Here is a 24,127-nt window from a genome sequence, read left to right as displayed (position 1 = left end):
AACGCTCAGACCTCCAGGTAACCGCCGGCGGAGCGGGTCAGGTATTCACGGCCGGTCTCGGTTATGAGTACCGTGTCGGAAATCTGCGTGGCGCAAATGCCGGGCACACGGATATTGGGCTCGAAGGTGAAGATCATGCCCGGCTCCAGCACCAACGACGAATTGGCGTCGAGCGATGAGTGCTCGTGGGCGCCGAGCCCGATGCCGTGACCGATGCGGCCGGGAATATTGGCGCCGTAGCCGCGTTTCGTCAGGCCTTCGCGGGTTTTCTCGAACAGATCTCTGTAGGGGACGCCGGGCCTGATGATCGCGTCAACATCCTCGCGGATTTCGAGGATGGCGTCGAGCGCCCGACGGTTGACCTCCGGCAGCGGTCCCATGGCCACGGTCCGCTCGTTTTCCGCATGGACGCCGTTGGCGATCGTCCAGATAAGGACTGAGACAGCTTCGCCTCGCTGCGGCTTGCGCTGGGTGGGGTTGTCGCAATTGAAGAACATGCGCGGGCCGGAGAGTACCCAGGTCCAGAGGCCGTTCTGAGCGCCGCCCTCCAGGGAGCCGAAATCGCAGACTTCCACATCGGGATAGTTTTCCGCCCAGAACCTGTTCATCGCATGCATCGAGGCGATCGCGACGTCCCGCTCCGTTCCGCCTGCCGCCAGCGTCTCGACCGCCGTATCCATGCCAAGGTCGGCGATCTTCGCGGCGATGCGCGCCTGTGCGATCTCGTCGGGGTCCTTGATAAGCCGGCAATGGTCTATGAGAGGGCTGACATCGGTGAACGTCGCGTCCGGCAGGGCCTTGCGAAGCTGAGCGAGCCGCTGGATCGAAATAAACTCCTCCTCGATCCCGACAGTCTTCGCGGCAACGCCCAGATCGCCGAGAATGGAGGCGAGCGCATCCTGCCAGTTCGGCCCCATTGTCACCTTGGTGGACCATGCGCCGTAGAGGCGGATGTCAGGCACCCAGGCGCTCGCCCGGCCATGATCGTCGCGCAGCGCATGCACAAGCATGATCGGGTCTCGGTCGCGCGCAAGGATGGCGATCACCGGATGCGAATAGATGATCGGGTTGAAGCCGGTGAAATAGAAGCTGTTCTCCGGCTTGAAGGACACGATGACATCGACGTCCTGCTTCGCCATGCCCGCATTGAGGCGTCCGACGCGGGGCGGCAGGCTGGATGGGAATATCTTGTTCATCGCATGGTCCTCAATTTCGGATCGAAATAGTCACGCAGCCAATCTCCCAGGAGGTTGACGCTCAGCACGGTCAAAAGGATCGCCAGGCCCGGAAAGGTGACGATCCACCAGGCCGTCGAGATGTAGACGCGGCCATCGGCCAGCATGCGGCCCCAGCTTGGGTTCGGCGGCTGGACACCGAGGCCGAGAAAGGAGAGCGCCGCATCCATGATGATGATGCGGGCAAGCTCCAGCGTCGCGACCACAAGCGCCGGCGTCAGGACGTTCGGCAGGAGATGCTTAATCATGATGCGCCAGGTCCCGGCCCCGATCGCATGCGCGGAAAGGATGAATTCCCTCTCTCTGAGCGCCAGAACCTGGCCGCGGATGATGCGCGCGTAGCGCAGCCAGCTCGTCAGCGCGAGCACGACGACAAGGTTGGTGGTGGATGGTCCCAGCGCCGCGATCACCAGAAGCGCGAGCAGCATGAGAGGCAGGGCGAGCTGGATATCGACGATGCGCATCAGCACCCGATCGACCATGCCGCGATAATAGCCGGCGACGATGCCGAGAAGCGTGCCGACGATGCCGCCGAGAACGACAGCGGCCGTGGCGATCGTCAGCGTCACCCGGCTCCCGTAGACGATGCGCGAGAGGATGTCGCGGCCGAGTTCGTCGGTGCCGAACGGATGGGCGCCCGGCGAAAAAAGCCCCGTCCAGGTGGGTGGCGCCATGCGGGTGACGAGGTTGGAGCGCGTCGGGACCGGCAGGCCGAGATAGGGCGCAAACAGCGCGGCCAGAACGAAGACGACGACGAGTACGAAGCCGAACAGTCCGGCGCGGCTTTTCAGGAGGGCGAGGAAGAAGGACTTCATGGACAGCCCCCTTATTGCCGGCTGATGCGCGGATCGAGCACGCCGTAGAGCAGGTCGACCAGCAGATTGATGAGGATGAAGATGGCGGCGACGAGAGCGACGCCCGCCTGGATGACCGGGAAATCCTGGGCCTGGATCGCCTGCATGATGATGCGCCCCACACCCGGCCAGGCGAACACCGTCTCGATGACCACCGAACCGCCGAGCAGCTCGCCGGCGATGATACCGATCATCGTGACAACAGGGATCAGCGCGTTCCGCGCGATATGCCAGAAAAATACCGTGCGCGGCATGAGGCCCTTGGCGCGGGCGGTACGGACGTAGTCCTCGCGCATGATATCGAGCAACGACGACCGCAAAAGCCGGGCAATGGAGGCGGAGACGAACACCGCAAGCGTCAGCCCTGGCAGGATGAGATGGGCGATCGTGCCCGAGCCGCCGGTCGGCAGCCAGCCGAGATCAACCGAGAAGACGAGGATCAGCATGATGCCGAGCCAGAAGACGGGCGTCGCCTGCCCCAGCAGGGCTGCAATCATCACGATGAATTCGGAGATGGTGCCGCGCCTTAGGGCGGCTACCGCGCCGGCGGCGGCGCCGATCAGCGTGCCGAACAGCAATGCGGTCCCGGCAAGCTCGACGGTCGCCGGCATGCGTTCGAGAACGACGTCCATGGCGGGACGGCTATGCTGGAAGGAGATGCCAAAGTCTCCGCGCAACATCGCGAACATGGACAGGGCGTATTGTTCGAGGATCGGCCGGTCGAGACCGAGGGAGACCCGCAGGGCGTCGATCTCCTGCTGGTCGGCTCCGACCGGAAGCAGCAGCACCGCGGGGTCGCCCAGCACGCGGCTGACGAAGAATACGATGGTCACCCCCCCCCATATGGCGAGCAGCGCTTCTCCGAGCTTGATTGCCAGGTAGCGGTTCATGGGCAAGGCCCCGCAGCGCTAGGAACCGTGTCTCTCATTCCGCTGCACCCTTTGCGAGATCGTCGAGCATCGAGGCGGAATCGGTCCACTCGTCGCCGACCAGTTCCGGCGTCTCGTAGGCCACGAGATTGGTGAAATGGGTTTCGCGGTCCGCAACGAAGAGGCTGCGGGCGATGCCGCGCGCCAGCCGGCGTCCGCCGTCGCTGACGGCCGGGATATCGCCCGACAGCTTGCCGTGGCTGAGCGAGGCCGGATAGTTGAAGCAATGAACGAGACGCAGCGACGGGCAGCTTCCGGGAACCTTTTCAAGAAACTCGAAATCGGGACCGAGATAGGGCGACGTCGCGAGTTCGCCGTTTTCCATGCCCTCTGCGGGAACGTATGTGTCCTGCCAGAATTGGATGAAGGGTGCGAAATGGTGAAGCTCCGGCCGCGCATTAAGGTCCACACGGAAACCGGTCGCGAAGATCACGAAGTCGTATTCCAGGTCCCCGCGGCTGGTCTCGACGACCACCCGGCCGCCCTTCTCATGCAGACCGCGCACCCCCGTCGCCAGGAAGAAACGGCCGTTGGGATGGCGCGAGACCCGCAGCGTGGAGTCCCGCGGCGGCGGCGTCTGGGCGCCCAGCACATAGTCCAAGAACTTCCACTTCCAGTCGTCGCTCAAGCCTGCAAAGCCGTGGACAACGCCCTGGCTTGAAATGCCGGTGAACTTGTTGACGCGCGGCATCTCCTTGCGGCGGATAATCATGTCGACACCGGCGGCCCCTGCTTCGAGAGCCGTCGCGGCATTGTCCATGGCCGAAGCGCCGGCACCGATCACGGCGACGCGCTTTCCCTTCAGTGCCTCAAAGTCGATGGCGTCGGCCGAATGCGCCCAGAACTTGCGGTCCACACCGTTTGCGAAGTCCGGCACGTAGCCACCGCCGAGACCGTCGCGGCCGGTCGCAAGGACGACATGCCGGGCGTATATCCGCTCATTCTCTCCATCGGACAGGTTGGTGGCATCGAGGGCGATCAGGTCGTCGTTGACCGGCGCCATGCCGGTGACGGCGATGCGGTTTCGAACGGGGAGATCGAGCACCCTGCGATACCAGACCAGGTAATCCATCCATTGTTCTTTCGGGATCTTGCCAAGCGCTTCCCAGGCCTCCGCGCCGAACTGCGCCACATACCAGGCGCGGAAAGTCAGCGACGGCAGGCCGAGGGCCGGGCCCGTCAGTTGCTTTGGCGAGCGCAACGTCTCCATGCGCGCAAACGTGACCCATGGCCCTTCGAGCCCCTGCGGAGCCCGATCCAGGCAGACGACGTTGTGGATACCGAGCATCTTCAGCGATGCGGTCGCCACCAGCCCGCACATGCCGGCGCCGATGACGACGGCGTCATAGACACGCTTGCCATCGTATTCGGTCGCCGGCACCCACTCCTTGGGAGGAAGCTCGAGGAGCGAAAGGTCGTCGGCGAGTCTGCTTTCGAGACCTGCGAGACCCGTCGCCGGCTGCTTGGCTTGGACGTTCAAGATCAATGCTCCTGTGCCTGTTGGCCGGCGCCGAACGTGGCATCGGCAACGCGTTCGATATGACCCGGATCATGCGCGATAAAACCGGGCATGCGGGCGGCTGAAATCCTGATAATCAACTGGATGAGTTCTAGGACACCATCCGGAAGCGGCCTGGAGGCCGCCGAGAAAATCCCCCAGAGAAACGGGACATTCATGTCCAGGGGGCGAATTTCGACATTCTTCAGCTCGACGCCGTAGGCGGTCGCAGGCTCGACGATCGCGATGCCGAAGCCTGTCGCCGCGAGCTGCAACGCATTGAGCGCGGCATTGGTGTCCACGATGCGCGACGGCCGGACAGCGGCAACCTCGAGCGCATGGTTGACGCGGCGGCGCAGGCGGAAGGGATTCGCCATGGTAATCAGGCAGCGATCGGCGAAATCATCCATGGAAATCGTCGCCTTCGCGGCCAGAGGATCGTCCACCGCGACCGCCGCCACGCAAGGCGACTGGAAGAGGCCATGCACCTCGAGACCGGGATGCTCGACCGGCAGCGACGCAACACAGAGATCAGCCGTCCGGGCAAGGACGGACTGGACCGCGGCCTCGGCCGAAACGCTGCGCAGATGGATGTTGCGGGGAAGCAGGCTTTCCGGCATCTCGGCCAGCGCCAGGGGAAGAAGGCCGCTCGCGAAAGCCGGGATCGCGGCAATCTCGATGGGCCCCAGCTCCGCGGACGCAATCGTCTTCGCCCGCTCCTGCAACTGGCCGATGCCGGTCAGGAAACGTTCCGCATCGGCATGGAAGGCAATGGCCTTGGACGTCGGCGTGATGCGCGGGCCGTTCCGTTCGAAGAGCGGAAACCCGACGGAAGCCTCCAGTTCCTGGACGAGCCGTGTCACCTGGGATTGCGAACGGTCCAGAAGGCGCGCCGCGGCAGTGATGCTGCCCGCCGACATGACCGCAAGAAAGACTTCGAGCTGCTTGATTTCCATCGCCAACCCATAATGCGCAAATTGCAGCATTGATCTATGTCAATTCGTTTAATGCATAATGAAGTTTGAGGCAATAGAAAATCCTGCCTAAAAAAGGTGCTTCGGGATTCGGTATTCGGACGCCGGCCTGGCTTTCGGAGCCTCCGTAGATCGGTCAACGCGCTCAAACCAACGAAAGATGCCGGACGCAACCATTGGTTACGCCCGGCATCTTGCGTCGGTTTCAAAGTTGGATGTCACCGTCTGGCGGCAACCATCGTCACGCCTATAGGCTCGGCAGGCTGTCGTACTTGATAAATCTGGTCAGCTTCGATGCCTGATGCTCGATCGCATCGATCAATCGCTGGACGGTCGCAGAGAGCGGAAGTCCCGTCGCCGTAATCACGCCCCAATGGAACGGGACATGGAAGCTCAGGGGGATGACAGAGACGTCCTTGATCGGCAGCCCGCTCAGGGTAACCGATTCGACGATTGCCACTCCAAGCCCCCCGCGCGCCAGCGAAAGCGAGACATAGGTGGCGTTGCTGTCGATGATACCGCCCGGCTGGATGCCATGTTCGGCGAATGCGCGATCGATCCGCATCCGCAGCCGGTACGGATTTGCCGAGGCGATCAGCCGGCGGCCGTGCAGGTCGGCCGGTTGCAGCACGTCCTTCCCCGCCAGTTCGTCGCCAGCGGCCACGATGGCCACGCACGGCACCTCCCCTATCCAGTGGACATCGATCCCCGGATTGTCGAGCGGCAGGCTGGCGACGCCCACATCGGCCGTGCGCGCCAGAACCGCCTGAACGACATTCTCCGAAGCGATGCTCTGCACATGGACATGTTCGGGAAAGAGTTCCGCTGGCAACTCCTGCAACGCAAGCGGGATCACGCTCGCGGCGATCGCCGGGATCGATGCAAGTTCCACCGCCTTCGCCTGGGCCGTCTCGATTTGCCTGGCCCTTTCGCTGATGGTGCGCAGCCCGCTGAGGAACAGCTCTGCCTGCGAGAAGAAGGCGACCCCCTGTTCTGTCGGTGCGATCCGCGGCCCGTTGCGATGCAGGACCGGGAAACCCAGTTCCTGCTCCAGTTCCTGGATAAGCCTCGTCACCACCGGCTGGGATTTTCCAAGCGCCCTGGCGGCACCCGTCATGCTGCCGATGGACATCACGGCCACGAAAGCCTCCAATTGCCGCGTATCAAGATATTCCGGAGGCATAGGGTTTCCCGTCTTCGCTCTTACGAGTGACATTCCAGCATTCGTCAACGTGGTTGGTATAGCCATGTTATCCTTGGCAGACCAGTCCGGTTGAGAACGGGCGCTTCTCGGTTTGAGCGGTCGTGCGATCCTTTTCACGCGCTCGCCGCGCTCCAAAGCGCGATACGCCCATCGAAGGGGTCGGAGACGACACGAAAATCCCCGCTATCCATATGGAGCACCTCTGGCTGCAAGGCGGAATAGCAAGGCCAGTCACCGGCCGGCGACTGCGGCAGCTCGTCGCGAATGAAGGAAACCCAGACATCGTGAACAGCCGTCGCGAAATCCGGTTGGGTGACGGCCTGCCGCATTGGCAGATGGCTGACGTCCATGCCGCGCCGGTACCAGACCTCGCCGACTTCGGCGCCGTGCGGCGCCCCGAGCTCATCCGGCTCGATCGGCCCGTATAGGTATTTGTAAACGGGCTGGCGGATCGCATGCAGCCGTGCGAAACGCGTCGCCGGGTTCTGGAAGACAAGATCGCCTCCGACGGCCCTCCAGATGCCGCGTGGAGAATGATCCGGAAGCGCCTGACGGTAGCGCTCGACGATTTCGGTGCCGGTCAGCCCCATCGGTCGTACGCGTTCGTGCAGCAGGCCTGCGGCGATCTCGAAATCCATGTCTGGCTGCGCCGTCGCATGGGTCACGTATTCGCCGGTCGTGCAGCCGATCATCATCGGCACGGCGACCGTTTCGCCGCCTGCCGCGGCTGCTTCCGGATGCCGAGGAAGCGAGACGCCGTCGATGACCGGGACGAAGGGTACGCCCAGCATCGACGCGGAACCATCGCGATCGAAATCGTGTCGCTCGTAGGATTCGTTGCAGAGATCGCGCTGCGCAACCAGCAGGGCCTCGAAGGAGAGTTCGTGAAGCTCGGCCTCGGTCACCTGCAGAGAGTCGAGCATGCGACGATTGAGCTTCTGCGCATCGTCCATCGTGGAAATGCCGGTGCTCGCTCCGCTTTGCGGCATCGCCCTGGCGAAGAGACCATGCGCCGCCGGCATGGCCATGACCGCGGCAATCGCGAAGCCACCGGCAGAGCGGCCCGCGAAGGTGACACGCCTCGGGTCGCCGCCGAAGGCCTCGATGTTGTCGCGCACCCATTGAAGTGCGGCGATCTGGTCGAGCAGGCCGCGATTGTCCGGCGAACCGTCGTTCAGATGCAGGAAGCCGAGCGCACCCAGCCGGTAGTTCACGGTGACCTCGACGATGCCACTGGCCGCAAAGGCGCCGCTTTGCAGAACGGCCTCGTTCGCCGAACCGACGGCGTAGCCGCCGCCATGGATCCAGACGAGGACAGGAGCGGAGCCGGTAACGGACGGCGTCCGGATATTGACCGTCAGGAAGTCCGTGCCGAATTCCAGTCTCGATGCGGCCGCCTTGCCCACGGGACCGTAGGTCGGGATCTGCGGACAGACTGCGCTGAGTGTCGTTGCCGAGCGGATGCCGAACCATCGGGGCACCGGCTGCGGCGCCGCGAAGCGCCGTTCAGGCGTGACAGGCGCAGCATAGGGAACCCCGAGAAAGACGTGATATCCGTTTTCCCGAAACCCCTCGACGGGACCGCCCGTTGTTTCGACAATTGTCACAGCGACCTCATATCGCCCTGCGCAGGCCGACCAGTCTTTCGACCGCGACCACGACGCCAATCGAGATGAGGATCAGGATGACGGAAAGGGCGGCGATCTGCGGGTCGGTCGAATATTCCAGATAGTGATAGATCTCGGTCGGCAGCGTGGACGCCTTGACCGAAACAATGAAGAGCGAAATCGTCGCCTCGTCGAAGGAGATGAGGAACGCGATCACGGCACCGGCGATCAGGCCGGGACGCACCAGCGGCAGGGTGACGCGCCAGAATACCATGGCCGGAGAGGCCCCGTGCACCAGCGCCGCCTCTTCCACCCGCGTGTCGACCGCCATCAGGCTCATGGTGATCGTTCGTACCGTGTAGGGGATCGTGATGCCAAGATGGGCGAGTATGATGCCGGGATAGCTGTCGAGCAGGCCGATCGGCGCGATCACCAGCATGATGCCGACGGCCAGCACGATGTGCGGCACGAGGAAGGGCGCGAGGATGAGGAAATTCACCGCCGCCTTGCCGCGGAACGTGTAGCGCACCAGCGACAACGACAGGAGCATGCCGGCCGAAACCGACACGATGCCGACAATCGCGCCGATCGCCAGGCTCCGCCAGAAGGCCGAGATGAACTTCGCATTCTCGAAGACCTTCACATAGGATCCGAACGAGAAGCTCTCCGGCGGAAAAGCGAGATACTGGCGCGTGTCGAATGAGATGATGAAGACGATGACGATCGGCGCCAGCAGGAAAAGATAAAGCAGCGCGATCAGCGTGTTCCAGGCGACGCGACCGAGGATCGAGGAGTTCTGCATGGCCGGCCTCACACTTCGAGCGCGCGCAGCGCACGCTGGTAGAGAAGGATAATGCTGCTGAACAGCACGAGCAGCATGACCGAAAGCGCCGCGGCCAGCGGCCAGTTGAGCGTCACCGTCGCCTCGTTGAAGACTTCCGTGCCGAGCACGAAGACGCGCCCTCCCCCCATCAGCCGAGGCGTCACGAAGGAGGAGATCGCCAGCACGAAGACGAGGAGCGCCGCCGTCAGCACGCCGGGCAGGCTGAGCGGCAGGACGATGCGTGTGAACACCTTGAGCCGGTTGGCCCCGAGCATCGCGGCCGCCTCCTCCAGTTGAACGTTCAATCGGCCGAAGCCGCTGAGCATGGCGAGGATCGCATAGGGCATCAGGATTTCGATCAGCGCGACGGTAGCGCCGAAGCTGTTGTTGGTGAGGCGGATGACGCCATCGGTGAGCGACAGCGACTGCAGCGTGCTGTTGATGACGCCCCGGTCTCCGAGAATCACCATCCAGCCATAGGTCCGCACGACCGACGATGTCAGCAGGGGGGCCACAGCAAGCGCCGTCAGCACACCCCGAAAGCGGCTTTGGGTCCGGGCAAGGAAAAGCGCGATCGGATAGGACAGGATCACGGCGAAGATCGCGACATTGAAGCCGAGAACCAGAGTATTCCAGGCTACCCGCCAGTAGAACGGATCGAACAGGACGGTGGTGTAAGCTTCCCATGTCCAGTCGCCGCCGCTCAACGCTCCCACGGCCGAAGAGGCGAATGAGGCGCGCAATAGCCAAAGGAGCGGCAGCAGGAAGGTGATGACCAGCGCGACGAGGCCGGGCAGAAGCAGAAGCAGCAGGATGCCCCGCGAGGTGGTCGGCGCGCCGCTCGCAGGCGCTGTCACGGCGGCGCTCATGCGGCCTCCCGACCGATCAGGGTCACGTCGTCGGGCGCGACGGTCAGGGTGACATCGTCGCCCTTCCTTGGCAGGATACCCGCATGCGTCGGCAGATCGGCCTGCAGCAAGCGCCCGCCGCAGCGCACGCTCAGCGTCAGGAGCTGGCCGCGATAGACGACATGCTCGACCACGCCGCTGAAGCTGTTCGGCTGGCTGGTATCGCCCGCAAGCAGCAATCGGTGGGGCCGCACCATCAATTTGATCGATGATCCAACCGCGGCTTCACCGGCGAAATGAATCGGAGGCAGGCCGTCGACCTCCGCAAGGCCCGGTCCGGCGACTTTGCCCTCGAAGAATGTTCCCGCACCGATGAAGGACGCGACGAATTCAGTCTGCGGCCGGTCGAAGATGTCGAGCGGGGTTCCGATCTGTTCGAGTTTTCCAGCCGACATGACCGCCAGTCGGTCGGCCATCGAAAGCGCCTCGTCCTGGTCATGGGTCACGAAGATGGAGGTCACGCCGGTGCGTGCCTGGATGTCGCGGATTTCATCGCGCATCTCGTCGCGCAGTTTCGCATCGAGGTTCGACAGCGGCTCGTCGAGCAGCAGGAGCTCCGGCTCGATCACCAGCGAACGAGCAATCGCCGCGCGCTGCTGTTGGCCGCCGGAAAGCTGGCTGACCTTGCGCTCGCCCAGACCGGCAAGCTTGACGAGGTCGAGCGCCTTCCTGACGCGCTCCTCCCGCTCGGCCCTGCCGACCTTTCGCATTTCGAGGCCGAAGGAGATGTTTTCTGCGACCGTCATGTGGGGAAACAGGGCATAGGCCTGGAAGACCATGCCCATGTTCCGCTTGTAGACGGGGATGGAGGAAACGTCCCTGCCATCGAGCCTGATCGCACCCGAGGTGGGAGCGATCAGGCCGGCGATCATGCGCAGGATCGTCGTCTTGCCGCAGCCGGAAGGCCCGAGCAGTGCCAGCATCTCGCCGCGCGGCAGCGAGAAGCTGACGTGATCCACGGAAGGCTTCTGGGCGCCTGGATAGGTCTTCACGAGATTTTCGATGATGACGTGATGATCAGCCATGACGGCCACTTCCCTCAAGATAGATCAGTTGAGCGCGATGACTTCGCGGTTGATGCGCTGGATCCAGGCGGAATATTTGTCCGCAACGAAGTTCCAGTCGAGCGACATCTGGGCGGCCTGGGCCTCCTTGGAGCCATAGATGCGCGCGGCAACCGCGTCCGTCAGGGTCACCTTGGTATTGACCGGTCCGTAGAAGCTCTTCTCGGCGAACGTCGCCTGTGCTTCGGTGCCCAGAGCATAGTTGATGAAGAGCTGTGCCGCCTCGGCATTCCTGGAGTTTTCGACGAGACCGATTGTGTTGGTCTGGCCGATCGAGCCTTCCTTCGGCGCGGCAACAGCGATCTTGCCGCCTTGCGTGTCGTGAAGGTATTGCGCGCGGCCGTTCCAGCAGATGGAGAGATCCACCTCCCCGCTCTGGACGACGGCGTAGCAATCCGGCGCCGGCTCCCAGGTCGAAACGTTCGGGGCGATTTCCTTGAGCATGTCGATCGCCGGATCGACGGTGTCCTTGTAGTCGGCTCCCTTGAGCTTATCGAGGATCGGCAGCAGGATGACGCCGCGCGTATCGCCGAGTTTTGCAGCGATCTTCCCCTTGTATTTCGGGTCGGTCAGGTCGTTCCAGCTCGTCGGCGGCTCTTTCACATTGTCGGTATTGTAAAGGATCGCGAGATTGTCCTGAGAGAAGGCGATTGCCTTGTCGCCATCGAGGCGGGCCCAGTCCGGCATCTCGGCAAGGCTCGGGACCTTGGCCGGATCGAGCTTGGCGAAAATACCGCTCTTGTTCGCCTTGATGGCGACCGAGACGTCAATCAGGGCCAAATCGATCTTCGGGTCGGCCTGCTGAAGCGTCAAAAGGGCGAGCGTCTCTGCGGAATTCTTGCTCTGCTGATAGGTCACCTCGATGCCGGGATATTTCTCCTTGAAGGCCGCGATGATGAACTTCTGATAGTTGTCGGCAAAGACGCCAGAAAAACCGACGATGTTCACCGTTCCCTTGATTGAGGCGTCCTGGGCTTCGGCCGCGCCGGCAAAAGCGGCAAGGCCAGCGGCAAGAATGCCGGCGCGGAGGAAGATCCGCAAAATTCCATTTTGCATGCGTATCGTCATGTCCGTCTCTCCAGTTTGAGGCATGGCATTTGTTCTTTTGTCGCCATGCAGTTCCCTGTTCCCGCAAACGCGGCCTCCTGCTCGATTAGCCGAAGCCGTTTCTTCCCGCCGACAATCCATGTCGGAGAAGATCAGGCCATCGGCGTCCAGGCCGCGTCGAGCACACGCAGCCAGTTCCTGCCGAGAAGCTTGAGCACCAGTTCCTCGCTCCAGCCGCGTGCCAGCATGCGGGCCGTCAGGTTCGGCATCTCGGTCATCCGCTGGATTCCCTTCGGCTTCGATATCTTCACGGAGCCGAATTCGGTCAGCGTCCGCGCAGTGCCCTTGTCCTTGTTGGCCCAGAGCAGCCAGGGGCCGGGCCGCGGCCGGTCGAGCGAGAAGTCCGTGCCGATCCCGACATGATCCTCCCCGACAAGGTCGATCACATAGGCCATGGCATCCAGGTAATCCTCGACCGTCGCGTCGTTGCCGGCCGCGAGGCCCGGCGCAAACAGGCTGACCCCGATCAGGCCGCCCTTTTCCGCGCAGGCGAGAAACAGGTCGTCCGGCTTGTTCCGTTTGACGTCCCGCAGCGCCCGCGGCAGGACATGCGAGATGCAGACCGGCTTTTTCGAATAGGCAATGACGTCGGCGCTGGTCTTGTCGCCCACGTGGCTGAGGTCGCAGAGCACGCCGACGCGGTTCATTTCCGCCAGCACTTCCCTGCCGAACCCGGTGAGCCCGCTGTCGACCTCTTCCAGATAGCCCGCGCCGGAATAGTTCTGGGTATTGTAGGTGAGCTGCATGATGCCGACACCGAGATCCTTGAAGATCTCCACGTAGTCGAGCTTGTCTTCCAGCGGCGAGGTGTTCTGCCAGCCGATGATGATGCCGGTCTTGCCTTCCGACTTCGCAGCGTGGATGTCGGCGACGGTGCGGACCGGCCGGATGATGTCGTCGTTCTCGCGCAGAAAGCGCTTCCACTCGGAAACGTAACCGATCCCTTCGCGGAAATTCTCCCAAAGAAGGGAGGAGACGTTGACGGCTGTCAGCCCCCCGGCACGCATTTCCTCGAAGATCGACCGGCTCCACTGGCAGGTCTGAAGGCCATCCACGATGATCGCCTCGTCATGCAGTTTTCTTGCGTCGGTCATCACGCCTTTTCCTCACGCATTTCAGTGGTGTTGCTGGCCTTTAGGGCGCGGTCGACGAATTCCAGGCGATCCTGGCCCCAGAAAAGCTCCGTGCCGACAACGTAAGTCGGCGTCCCGAAGATGCCGAGCCGCTCTGCTTCCGCGAGATTGCCGTGCCACTCCGCGACGATGTCATCCGCCTGCGGATCGGCGACGAGCCCGGTGGCCGCCTCGCCGGCCGTTGCCCGCGCGATCTCGCGGAGCGTGGAGAGGTCGGCGATATCGCGGTCCTCGGCCCAAAGCGCCCGCTGCACGGCGAACGAGAAGGAGATTGCGTCAAGACCCGCCTTCTGGATCGCGATCACCGCCTGCGCGGCGGGCTCGATCGTCCGGCAAGGGTAGAATTTCGGCTTCGGGTTAAGCGGCATGCCGAGATAGTCCCGCCAGCGGCGCAATTCGACCTCGTGGTAGAGCTGGCGCGCATCGGGACGCTTGCGCAGCGGAATGCCGCCATTCGCCTCGATGATGCGGATCGGCCTGAGCCGCACGGCCGCGCCGTTCTCACCGGCAATTGCAACGGCCCGCCGGGCGCCGAAATAGGCCCATGGCGACGAGATGCCGTAGAAGATCTGAAGCTCCGGGCGTCGTTCATCCATTCGCAATGCTGATGTCCTCGTCAATATCCGCATCCGTCCATTCGTCGCCCAGAAGTTCCGGCGTGTCGAAGGAGAGAAAGCGATCGAGATGGTATGTCCGGTCCTCCACGAAGAGCGAGCGCGCGAGGCCCGTCGAAAGGCGCAGCGCACCATCGCTGATCGAAGGAATCCCGCTGGTGATCTTCCCGTGCGAGGGAACCGCCGGATAGGCGAAGCAGGCGATCCGCGAGACCGAGGCGGCAACAACGGGATCGAGCCCCGGCTTTGGCAGGAATTCGAAGGAAGGCCCGAGATAGGGCGTGGAACCGATCCCTTCATGCTCCCAGCCGGCAGGCGGAGTATAAGCATCGCGCCAGAGCAGGATCTTGCCGGCGAGCGCAGAAAATTCCGGCCGCTTGCCGAAATCGACCGAAAAGCCCGTCGCGAAGATCACCAGATCGGTCCGGTAACGCCCTTTCGGCGTTACCACCTCCACTGCATCGCTAGCCTCAACGAGATCGTTTATCGGGCTCGCCAGATGAAAGAAGGCGTTCGGATGGCGCGAGACGCGCAGCACGCTGTGACGCGGCGGCGGAATCTGGGCCCGTTCGCCGGCGACCATATAGGTCCACTTGTCCGCATCCGGCAGGCCGACATATCCGTGCGTCATCCCCTGGCTGCCGACCCCGGTGAACTTGTCGACACGCGGGATATCGGCACGACGCACGAAGATGTCGACGCGCGCCGCGCCCGCCTCCAGGGCGGCCGCGGCATTGTCCATCGCCGATGCGCCGGCGCCGACGACCGAAACGCGCTTGCCCTTCAAGGATGCCATATCGATGAGATCGGCGCCGTGCCTCACGAAGCGCGACGGTATACGCATGGCGACATCCGGAAGCGTCGGAGCGCCGAGCCCGTCGAGGCCGGTCGCCAGAACCACGCGGCGGGCAAGAACCTGCTCCGTCGTTCCGGCCCTGTCGAAGTCAAGAGCGATCAGGCCATCGTCGCGAAAGCCGATCGCCGACAGGGCGGCGTCGTTGACCACGTCGAGTTCAAGGACCCGCCGGTACCAGACGAGATAATCCATCCACATGGGACGCGGGATGAGGCCCATGTCTAGATAGGCCTGCGGGCCGTATTGCGCCTCGAACCAGGCGCGGAAAGTCAGGGAAGGGATGCCAAGCGCCGGCCCTGAGGCATCCTTGCGAGTGCGAAGCGTCTCCATCCGCGCATAGGTGATCCAGGGGCCTTCCCGGCCTTCCGGAGCGCGATCGAAGGCGCGGGCATTGCCGATGCCGATCTTCCTCAAGGCGGCGAGCGTCACCAGCCCGCAGAGACCGGCCCCGATGACAGCGACGTCCAGCACCTCTGCACCGGTGGCTTGGGTCCGGGGAAGCCAGGACGTGGGCGGCTGGTTGAGCCAGAGCAAGTCGAGCGCAAGGCGCTTTTCCAGCGCTTCAAGAGAAGCCGGACGGGTTGGATCGTTTGTTCCCACTTGATCGTCTCATTATTTTAAAACGACATCATAGGTAGATTATGATGCAAAAATAGAAATGTAAATGGGCAAGGTTCAAAATCGATCGGGGCGAGTTGCGGCTCCCCCTCCGCAGTCCGCAAAGGTCGGCGGTGTCGGGAGGTCGCGGTCTTCCTGCCCTTCTGGACAGGGGCACATGCCGTTGTTTGAGAAGACGCTGTTCATTGCCGCAGCGCTCGCGGCACTGTGCGCCCCTGGGCCATCTGCGACCGACATGCATGACGCTGCGATGCCGGCATGGCGGGTGACCTCGCCAAGACCGACACCAAGATCCGGCTCGACATGATGAGCTATTTTGTCAGCTTCGCCCTCGGCGAGCGGTTCCGCAGTCCGGTCTCGGAGCGTACCTGCAGAAAACCCTTGATCTATGTGGTGCTTGCGATCTTTGTCGTGCCTATCCTGCTCGGCCTTCTGGCGGCCTTCGCCGTGCTGCCGCCGCGGCCAGGCCGGGCTATGGATGTTCCACAACGCCCTTCAGCATCGCCGACACGATCTCGACGCGGGCAGCGAGCTCGCGCCGGAGGCTATCCTGATCCATATCCAGCATGAGCGCGCTGATTTGGGCGACGCCGAGCGTCGCCCCAATGAACATATCCGCAATGCGACGGGCCTCCTGCGGGCTTCGTCCGGCAAGGAGCCCGCCCTGCCCCAGTTCATGCGTCGCGAAGGCAATGGTCTTTTCCATGCACTCCTTGTGGAAGCGCTGCGCGAGATCCGGAGACTTGCGCGCCTCGGCGATGACAAGACGTGTCAGCGCAAGCTGCCGCGGAGAAAGGATGAAGGCGGATAGCTCCAGCAACAGATGGCGAAATTGCTCCTCCGCCGTCATTCCCTCGCGCGACCGGCTGCTCCAGTCGTCGATCAGCGTATCGTGGCTGTCGATCAGGGCGCTGAACAGGGACGCCTTGTCGGGAAAGAACTTATAGACCGTCTTCTTGGCCATGCCGCATTCGCGCGCCACCTCCTCCATCGTCGCAGCACCATAGCCGAACGCGTCGAAGACACGCTCCGCCGCCTGGAGGATCAGGCCCCTACGCTCCTCGTCCGGCAGAAACGGCGGACGCCCGACGGCAGATGTGTTCACGAAAGCCTCCCTGACGAATTCATTTGACAAAAGGAAACGAATGCGTTTCCTCTCACAATAAGGAAACGCATTCGTTTCCAAATATCGATTACAACTATTCCATCTTTCACGGAACCCGTTCATGAACAAGAAGACCCTGTCAATCGCCGCGGCACTTGGGGCGCTGTGCGCCCTCGGGCCATTCGCGACCGATATGCATGTCGCTGCGATGCCACGCATGGCGGGTGACCTCGCCACAACCGATGCCACGATCCAACTCAGTATGATGACCTATTTCGTGGGGTTTACCCTTGGCCAGCTTTTCTACGGTCCGGCTTCTGACCGTACCGGCCGAAAACCCATGATCTATCTGGCGCTTGCCGTCTTCATCGCAGGCTCGACCGGCTGCGCCGTTGCCGCCGACGCCACCCAGTTCCTCGCCTTTCGCTTCCTCCAGGGGATCGGCGGCTCGATCGGAATGGTCATAGCAACAGCAACGATCCGCGACCTCTACACGGGCCACGAAGCCGCAAAACTGATGTCGCTGGTCATGCTGGTTCTCGGTATAGCACCGGTCATTGCACCCCTTGCCGGCAGCCTGATTATCCAGACGGGACACTGGCGGACAATCTTTATCGTACTGATCCTGCTCGGCCTTCTCGTGGTCTTCGTCGTGCTGTCGCTGATGCCGGAGACGCGGATGCCGGAACTGCGCGCCAACAGCCGGCCGATGTCAGCACTGCACTGGTATGGGCGCCTGCTCTTTACCCGCAGCTTCATCCCCTATGCCGGTGCGCTCGCCTTGGCGCAAGGCGGCTTTTTCGCCTATATCGCCGGCTCTTCCTTCGTGCTGATTAACGTCTACGGCATGTCGCCGGTGGAATACGCGCTGGTTTTCAGCCTCAACGCGATCGGTATCGGCATCGGAACGCAGATCGGTCCGAGGCTTGCCCGCCGCATCGGCATTCGCGGCCTTGTGAAGGCGTCTTCGGCGATCTATGCGCTCGCCGCCCTCCTGATGCTGGCTCTGGAACTCTCCGGAAACGGCAATCCCCTCTCCATCTGCACACTGCTCTTCGTCATGGTCGTCGCGCTTGGCGCCATCATGCCCTCGTGCAACATCTTGGCAATGGAAGCCCATGGCGCCATATCGGGAACGGCCGCCGCGCTGATGGGCGCGCTCGGTTTCGGCGCCGGCGCGCTCGGCAGTTTCGGCATAGGCCTTCTCGCCGACGGCACTGCGCTGCCGATGCTCTCCATCATCGCGGTCTGCGCCATCGCCACCACCCTGACGACCCACCTGACCTTCGGGCCGTCACGGGTCGCTCATGAAGCGGCCATCCGATCATCAGGCGGAAAGCCCTGATGACATGGCGAACTCGCGACCCATCTCCATCAGTTCGTCGAACACATAACCCGCATAGGAGCGCATCACGACGATCTCGAACTCGTCGTCACCGGTGCGGGCGACATTCGCGCTCACATGGCAGCATAGCATGTTGGCGGATTGCCCGTGCAGGAAGACCTCCGGATGAAGGTCGACGGCAACGCACTTGGCCAGGATCTGGCGGACCTTCGGCCCGGCGATGCGCATGACGACGCGACCGTCGCTCTGCTCGACAAAGGAGGCCCGCCCGGAGCCCAGCGCCGCAAGATCGCGGGCAAGCGCCTCGGCCCCGAGAATTTCCGAGACTACAAGCCACTCGCCCGGAGAGACGAAGCGGGCGGAAATCTCCTCCATGGCATCGAGCGCGCCGGCGACATCCGTCTCATGCCCGGCGCACGCCAGCACGGAAAACACCGTTGGCCGCGTCAGAACCGTGAGATGATGGGGATTGGCGTCTCCTTCGAAACCCGCGATGTGGTCCTCGAGCGCATGCCGGTAGGCGAAGGTCGTTGGCATGGTGGCAATCCTCAAAGGTGGAGCTTCTTGTTTTCTGGATCGATGAAGACCGGGCTGCAGACCTCCGCCAGCACTTCCGTGCCGCGCAGGCCGTCCCATACGACGATCTTCTCGCCCATGCGCTCGCGGCCGGATTTCAGCATGGCGAGCGCGATGAAATGGCCGAGCGACGGCGAGAAGCAGGCCGACGAGACATGTCCCTGGTCGTTGGCCATCGACGGCTTGGCGCCTTCCTTCAGAAGATGCGCGCCCGCCTTGATTTCCTTGTCCGTCTCCACCGGCTTCAGGCCGACAAGCTGCGGCCGGTCCGCAGCCGTCAGACCGAAGCGGCTCGACATGCGCTTGCCGATGAAATCCGGTTTCTGGGTCGAGAACATGCGGCCAAGGCCGACATCGTCGGGCGTCGTGCGCCCATCGAGTTCGTTATGGGTGACATGCCCCTTCTCGATACGCAGCACGTTGAGCGCCTCGACGCCATAGGCGCAGATGCCGTGCGGCTTGCCCGCCTCCATGATCGCATCCGCGACCGCCTCGCCGAAACCGGCGGGCACAGCGACCTCGTAGGCGAGTTCGCCGGAGAAGGAGATGCGGAAGAGCCTCGCCTTCAGCCCGCCCCTGAGCAAGACCTCGCGGGCGGAGAGGAACGGAAACACTTCGTTCGAAAGATCCTCGTCCACGAGCTGATCGAGGATCAGCCGCGCCTTCGGTCCGGCAAGCGACATCTGCGCCCACTGGTCGGAGGAAGAGACGAAGCGCACGTCGAGATCGGGCCAGAAGGTCTGGGCGGCGAATTCCATATGCGTCATCACCTCGCCGGCATAGGCCGTCGTGGTGGTGACGAAGAAATGATCCTCCGAAAGCCGGCTGGTTGTCCCGTCGTCATAGACCATCCCGTCTTCCCTGAGCATCAGGCCGTAACGGGCCTTGCCGACGGGAAGCTTGAGGAAGGCGTTGGAATAGAGCCGGTTCAGAAATTCGGCCGCATCCTTGCCGAACACCTCGATCTTGCCGAGCGTCGACACATCGCAGAGGCCGGCATTGGAGCGGACGTTCATGACCTCGCGGTCGACGCTTTCGCGCCACGACTTCTCGCCATCCCTCGGGAACCAGGAGGAACGGTACCAGAGCCCGGCCTCGACGAAGACCGCGCCGTTCTTCTTGGCCCAGCCATGCAGCGGCGACTGGCGCACGGGGCGGGAATGCTCCGCCCGGCTTGCGCCCGCCATCGCGCCGAAAGATACCGGCGTATAGAAAGGCCGGAACGTCGTCGTGCCGATCTCTGCGGGCGAAACCCCGCGCATGCCGGCGATGATGCCGGCCGCGTTCACATTGCCGAGCTTGCCCTGGTCGGTCGCCATGCCGCCCGTGGTATAGCGCTTGGTATGCTCGACATGGCCCATGGCCTCGCGCTGGGAAAGGCTCAGATCCTTGACGTGCACGTCGTTCTGGAAATCGATGAAGGCCTTCTGCTTGGCGCCGGCAACATACCAGAGAGGCGCGAAGGAAGCGTCGTACTCGCCCTCGACCTCGGGCAGTTCGATCGAACCGACCAGCCGACCCTGTGCGGCAATGATGGTATGGGCCCTGTCGGCACCGTCCTTCAGGCATTCCGCCAAGGAGGCAAGACCGGCTGCCGAGCCCGCGACCGCAAGGCCCGATCCGACGTCAGGGGCGAGGAAGGCCTGATGCGCATCCGACCAGACCGGCTTCGACCCGCGCTGGCAGGCGAGATGAATGACCGGGCTGAAGCCTCCGGACATCGCCAGCGCGTCGCAGGCGATCTCTTCCTGATGCCCGGAACGCTCGACGATCAGGCCGGAAATGCGCCTGCCACCCTTCGTCGCGACAACGGCGCCACCTCGAATGACGCGGACACCGGCCGGTGCCTCATCCGAAGACGCCGCACGTCCGTCGATCACCACCGAAACCCCGATCCCGGCGGCAATCAGATCCTGCGCCGTGCGATAACCGGCCCCGCCATTGGTGAACACCGCCACTTCATGGCCGGGCGCCACGCCGTAGCGGTTGAGATAGGTGCGCATGGCGCCCGCCATCATCACGCCCGGCTTGTCGTTGCCGCCGAACACCAACGGACGCTCTTCCGCCCCCGTCGCGAGGATCGCATTGCGCGCGACAATGCGCCAGAGCCGCTCGACCGGCAGTTCGGGCAAGGGCTGCGCCACATGCTTCTGCACCTTCTCGACAGCGCCGAAGACATTGTCGTCATACCAGCCGAACACGGTGGTGCGCGGCATCAGCGTGACGTTCGGCAGGCTCCTCAGCTCATCCACGACGCGCTGCGCATAATCGACCGACGAAACGCCGCCGACAGAAAGCTTTTCTGAAAGGAGCGAGCCGCCCAGCCGGAAGCCTTCATCGGCGAGGACGACGCGAAGCCCTGCGCGGCCGGCGGCGAGCGCCGCCGTCAGGCCGGTGGGACCGGCGCCGATCACCAGCAGGTCGCAATGCGCCCAGGACTTCTCGTAGCGGTCCGGATCGGCCTCCATAACCGCCTTGCCGAGACCGGCGGCCTTGCGGATCAGCGGCTCGTAGACCTTTTCNCAATGCGCCCAGGACTTCTCGTAGCGGTCCGGATCGGCCTCCATAACCGCCTTGCCGAGACCGGCGGCCTTGCGGATCAGCGGCTCGTAGACCTTTTCCCAGAAGCTCTTCGGCCACATGAAGGTCTTGTAGTAGAAGCCCGCGCCGAGGAAGGGAGACAGCAGGCTGTTGACCGAGCCGATATCGTAGTTCAGCGAGGGCCAGCGGTTCTGGCTCACCGCTTCCAGCCCGTGATAGAGTTCCGCAACCGTCGCTCTTGTATTCGGCTCGGTGCGGCCATCCTTGCCGATCGTCACCAATGCGTTCGGTTCGGCCGAACCGGCAGTGACGATGCCGCGCGGGCGGTGATACTTGAAGCTGCGGCCGACCAGCATCTGGTCGTTGGCGATCAGCGCCGAGGCGAGCGTGTCGCCCTCGAAGCCCTTGAATTCACGACCGTCGAAACGGAAGGAAATGGCGCGGCTGCGGTTGACGATGCCGCCGCTCGACAGACGGTAACCGGTCATCGGCCAGCCTCCTTCGCCTTTTCGGCCGCATCGGTCACGGAATAAATCTCATGGCTCATGGCGTTGTCGCGCTCGACCACCAGCCAGCGCCGGCAGCCGGCACTGTGATGCCAGTATTCCTGGATACGCCCCTTGGGATTGTCGCGCACGAAGACGTAGGAATACCACTCTTCATCGGAGGCCGCGGGCGACGGACGGGCAACAGAGGCATCGCCACGGATGGAAAACTCTTCCTTCGGACGGACCCCGCAATGCGGGCATTTGATAAGGCTGGCCATGGTCTTGTCTCAGTGGAGATTGGGTTGCGGGCCCTTGCCGCCCTCGTCGATGGCAAAGCCGCGACGGAAACGGTCAAGACGCAGCAGCCGTGCGACGGGATGCGGCTCGTTCTTCGCGATCAGGTGCGCGTAACAGAACCCCGATGCGGGCGTCGCCTTGAAGCCGCCATAGCACCAGCCGCAATTGAGGTAGAGATTGTCGATCGGCGTGCGGTCGATGATCGGCGAGCCATCCATGCTCATGTCCATCACGCCGCCCCAGGCACGCAGCACCCGGACACGCGACAGGCCGGGGATCAGCGAAACGCCTTCCTCGATGGTGTGTTCGACCGTCGCCAGATTGCCGCGCTGGGCATAGGAGGAGTAGTAGTCGATATCCGCCCCAAACACGAGCCCGCCCTTGTCGGACTGGGATATATAGAAGTGTCCGGCGCCGTAGGTGATGACATTGTCGATCACCGGCTTGATGCCTTCCGACACGAAGGCCTGCAGCACATGAGTCTCGATCGGCAGTTCGAGGCCGGCCATGCGGCCGACGGTCGTTGTGTTACCGGCGGCGGCCAGCGCCAGCTTGTTGCAGCCGATGAAGCCTTTGGTCGTCTCGACGCCCAGAACCTTGCCGTTTTCGTCACGCCGGATGCCGGTGACCTCGCAATGCTGGATGAGATCGACCCCACGACTGTCGGCACCGCGTCCATAGCCCCAGGCAACCGCATCGTGGCGGGCCGTGCCCGCCCGCCGCTGAAGGAGACCGCCGAGGATAGGAAAGCGGGCGTGATCGAAATTGAGGTAAGGCATCATCCTGCGCACCTGCTCCCGGTCGAGCAGTTCCGCGTCGACGCCGTGAATGCGCATGGCGTTGCCGCGCCGCGCATAGGCGTCGCGCTGTCCGTCCGAATGGAAGAGATTGATGATGCCGCGCTGGCTCACCATGGCGTTGTAGTTGAAGTCCTGCTCCAGCCCTTCCCAGAGCTGCATCGACAGCTCGTAGAACGGCTCATTGCCCTCGAGCATGTAGTTGGAGCGGATGATCGTCGTGTTGCGGCCGACATTGCCCGAGCCGAGATAGCCCTTTTCAAGGACGGCGACATTGGTTATGCCGTGTTCCTTGGCGAGATAGTAAGCGGTCGAAAGCCCGTGGCCGCCGCCACCGACGATGATGACATCGTAATGCGGCTTGGGCGTGGGTTCACGCCACATCGGCGCCCAGTTCCTGTTTCCGGAAAGAGCCTGCCTGAAAATCGAGAAAGCGGAATAACGCATCGGGCACCCTGTCGAGATTTCGATGCACATTCGCATACGCCAGCCAAAGAGCAAGCCAGAATAGGACAGGAAACAACAAGATTGGGACCTTGGATATCTTCTTTTCGGCTCGACCTCGTCCCGGCGCGAAACGCCGGATTCACCTTTCATCGGAAAAGCATGAAGAACCATTGGCACGAGCGCCCGCCTGCCGCATAAGCAACATGACACAAGTTGAATGCGGACCCATACGAGAGAGGCATGCTGGCAATATTCGAGAAGGCGGCGCTGGATGCCGGCCGCGCGATCATGGAAATCTGTCGCGCCGGGCCTGAGGTCCGCATGAAGCCGGATCATTCGCCCGTCACCGCGGCGGACGAGTGCGCCGAGCGGATCATTCTCGCCGACCTCTCCGAAAGTCTTGGTGCGATCCCGGTCGTCGCCGAGGAATCCGCCGCCGCCGGCCATATACCGGAAACCGCCGGCCGTTTCCTGCTTGTCGATCCGCTGGATGGCACCAGGGAATTTGTCGGCGGGCACTGCGACTTCACTGTCAACATCGCGCTCATTGAGACCGGCCGGCCCGTTGCGGGCTTCGTCTATGCTCCAGCCCTTGGCGTCGCTTACGCCGGATCGGCGGAAGGCGCATTCAAGCTGACCGTCGATGAAGATTTCCGCGTAAGCGAACGGAAGACCATCGCCTCCCGCACCGCTCCGGCGAGCCCCAAGGCACTAATCAGCCGCTCGCATAACAGCCCGGCGACGCTGGAATACCTCGAAGCGAACGACATCACCGACCGCAGCGTGGTCGGTTCTTCTCTCAAGTTCTGCCTGCTGGCGGAGGGAAGCGCCGATCTCTACCCCCGCTTCGGCTGCACAATGGAATGGGATACGGCGGCCGGCGATGCCATATTGAGAGCGGCCGGAGGCATCACGCTGACGCTCGATGGACTGCCACTGACCTACGGCAAACGGGGCCGTCCGGACCTTCGCGATTTCGCCAATCCCGATTTCATCGCCTGGGGAAAACGGTCGTAAACGTCGGAAGAAATCCCGAAAACTCCAAGCCTTTTCAAAGTCCGGACACCTGTTTCGTCCCCCTCGGCCGCGCCTGCTTCAGGATGGCTC

Annotated in this window: 21 protein-coding genes; 2 read left to right on the top strand and 19 right to left on the bottom strand. The window is 63.1% G+C overall.

Features of this window, described 5'->3' with window-relative positions; all coding sequences use genetic code 11:
- Positions 1–5: 5 nt before the first annotated feature.
- The 15 genes from J5N58_RS06215 to J5N58_RS06145 all read right to left on the bottom strand — a co-directional run bounded on the left by J5N58_RS06215 (position 6) and on the right by J5N58_RS06145 (position 16,529).
- Entirely contained in the window at positions 6–1,196 is a 1,191-nt protein-coding gene (locus J5N58_RS06215) for a M24 family metallopeptidase (RefSeq protein WP_244710071.1), read from the bottom strand.
- Positions 1,193–2,050: an ABC transporter permease gene (locus J5N58_RS06210; RefSeq protein ID WP_244710069.1), complete on the bottom strand. Its 858-nt coding sequence runs from the start codon at positions 2,048–2,050 to the stop codon at positions 1,193–1,195. The genes J5N58_RS06215 and J5N58_RS06210 overlap by 4 nt, the downstream gene beginning before the upstream one ends.
- 11 nt (positions 2,051–2,061) lie before the next feature.
- A complete protein-coding gene (locus tag J5N58_RS06205) occupies positions 2,062–2,979 on the bottom strand; it encodes an ABC transporter permease (RefSeq protein ID WP_244710067.1) in 918 nt (305 codons plus the stop codon).
- 34 nt (positions 2,980–3,013) lie between these two features.
- Complete coding sequence (locus J5N58_RS06200; RefSeq protein WP_425314456.1) at positions 3,014–4,501, bottom strand: NAD(P)-binding domain-containing protein; 1,488 nt, start codon at positions 4,499–4,501, stop codon at positions 3,014–3,016.
- Entirely contained in the window at positions 4,501–5,472 is a 972-nt protein-coding gene (locus J5N58_RS06195) for a LysR family transcriptional regulator (RefSeq protein WP_244710063.1), read from the bottom strand. Before J5N58_RS06195 ends, J5N58_RS06200 begins: the two co-directional genes overlap by 1 nt.
- 265 nt (positions 5,473–5,737) lie before the next feature.
- Positions 5,738–6,673: a LysR substrate-binding domain-containing protein gene (locus tag J5N58_RS06190; RefSeq protein WP_112828562.1), complete on the bottom strand. Its 936-nt coding sequence runs from the start codon at positions 6,671–6,673 to the stop codon at positions 5,738–5,740.
- A gap of 134 nt (positions 6,674–6,807) precedes the next feature.
- Positions 6,808–8,301: a carboxylesterase family protein gene (locus J5N58_RS06185; protein ID WP_113442207.1), complete on the bottom strand. Its 1,494-nt coding sequence runs from the start codon at positions 8,299–8,301 to the stop codon at positions 6,808–6,810.
- Positions 8,302–8,308: 7 nt separating this feature from the next.
- Positions 8,309–9,103, bottom strand: a complete 795-nt coding sequence (locus J5N58_RS06180) for an ABC transporter permease (protein WP_112828564.1) — start codon at positions 9,101–9,103, stop codon at positions 8,309–8,311.
- Positions 9,104–9,111: 8 nt separating this feature from the next.
- On the bottom strand, positions 9,112–9,993 hold the full coding sequence (locus J5N58_RS06175; protein WP_112828565.1) for an ABC transporter permease: 882 nt from the start codon (positions 9,991–9,993) through the stop codon (positions 9,112–9,114).
- Positions 9,990–11,057 (bottom strand): ABC transporter ATP-binding protein, encoded by a 1,068-nt coding sequence (locus tag J5N58_RS06170; protein ID WP_244710061.1) that lies wholly within the window; start codon positions 11,055–11,057, stop codon positions 9,990–9,992. Before J5N58_RS06170 ends, J5N58_RS06175 begins: the two co-directional genes overlap by 4 nt.
- 24 nt (positions 11,058–11,081) lie before the next feature.
- The gene (locus J5N58_RS06165) at positions 11,082–12,164 is read right to left on the bottom strand and encodes an ABC transporter substrate-binding protein (RefSeq protein WP_244710059.1); all 1,083 of its coding nucleotides are present in this window, start codon (positions 12,162–12,164) and stop codon (positions 11,082–11,084) included.
- A 131-nt stretch (positions 12,165–12,295) separates the two neighbouring features.
- Entirely contained in the window at positions 12,296–13,297 is a 1,002-nt protein-coding gene (locus J5N58_RS06160; RefSeq protein WP_244710057.1) for a dipeptidase, read from the bottom strand.
- Positions 13,297–13,932, bottom strand: coding sequence for a 2-hydroxychromene-2-carboxylate isomerase (locus tag J5N58_RS06155; protein ID WP_244710055.1), 636 nt, complete (start codon positions 13,930–13,932; stop codon positions 13,297–13,299). Before J5N58_RS06155 ends, J5N58_RS06160 begins: the two co-directional genes overlap by 1 nt.
- A complete protein-coding gene (locus tag J5N58_RS06150; RefSeq protein WP_244710052.1) occupies positions 13,925–15,406 on the bottom strand; it encodes an NAD(P)-binding domain-containing protein in 1,482 nt (493 codons plus the stop codon). The genes J5N58_RS06155 and J5N58_RS06150 overlap by 8 nt, the downstream gene beginning before the upstream one ends.
- Before the next feature lie 490 nt (positions 15,407–15,896).
- Entirely contained in the window at positions 15,897–16,529 is a 633-nt protein-coding gene (locus tag J5N58_RS06145; protein ID WP_244710050.1) for a TetR/AcrR family transcriptional regulator, read from the bottom strand.
- A gap of 121 nt (positions 16,530–16,650) precedes the next feature.
- Here J5N58_RS06145 and J5N58_RS06140 point away from each other — a divergent pair, with 121 nt between their 5' ends.
- Positions 16,651–17,874, top strand: coding sequence for a multidrug effflux MFS transporter (locus J5N58_RS06140; protein WP_112828570.1), 1,224 nt, complete (start codon positions 16,651–16,653; stop codon positions 17,872–17,874).
- On the opposite strand, the gene J5N58_RS06135 is transcribed toward J5N58_RS06140, so the two are convergent.
- The 4 genes from J5N58_RS06135 to J5N58_RS06120 form a co-directional block, all read right to left on the bottom strand.
- Positions 17,857–18,411 carry a sarcosine oxidase subunit gamma gene (locus J5N58_RS06135; protein WP_113340598.1) on the bottom strand — a complete coding sequence of 185 codons (555 nt, stop codon included), beginning with the start codon at positions 18,409–18,411 and terminating at the stop codon, positions 17,857–17,859. The genes J5N58_RS06140 and J5N58_RS06135 overlap by 18 nt on opposite strands.
- Positions 18,412–18,422: 11 nt before the next feature.
- The gene (locus tag J5N58_RS06130) at positions 18,423–21,479 is read right to left on the bottom strand and encodes a sarcosine oxidase subunit alpha family protein (RefSeq protein ID WP_244710048.1); all 3,057 of its coding nucleotides are present in this window, start codon (positions 21,477–21,479) and stop codon (positions 18,423–18,425) included.
- Positions 21,476–21,757: a sarcosine oxidase subunit delta gene (locus tag J5N58_RS06125; protein WP_113439407.1), complete on the bottom strand. Its 282-nt coding sequence runs from the start codon at positions 21,755–21,757 to the stop codon at positions 21,476–21,478. The genes J5N58_RS06130 and J5N58_RS06125 overlap by 4 nt, the downstream gene beginning before the upstream one ends.
- 9 nt (positions 21,758–21,766) lie before the next feature.
- Positions 21,767–23,020, bottom strand: coding sequence for a sarcosine oxidase subunit beta family protein (locus J5N58_RS06120; protein ID WP_112828574.1), 1,254 nt, complete (start codon positions 23,018–23,020; stop codon positions 21,767–21,769).
- Between the two features lie 240 nt (positions 23,021–23,260).
- Between J5N58_RS06120 and cysQ the strand changes: the two genes are divergently transcribed.
- The gene (gene cysQ, locus J5N58_RS06115; protein WP_244710045.1) at positions 23,261–24,037 is read left to right on the top strand and encodes a 3'(2'),5'-bisphosphate nucleotidase CysQ; all 777 of its coding nucleotides are present in this window, start codon (positions 23,261–23,263) and stop codon (positions 24,035–24,037) included.
- The last annotated feature ends 90 nt before the right edge of the window (positions 24,038–24,127 follow it).

Origin of the sequence: Paenirhizobium cremeum, assembly GCF_022884085.1 — a bacterium.
Taxonomy (GTDB): Bacteria; Pseudomonadota; Alphaproteobacteria; order Rhizobiales; family Rhizobiaceae; genus Allorhizobium; species Allorhizobium cremeum.
This window is presented reverse-complemented; position numbering and strand designations above follow the sequence as displayed.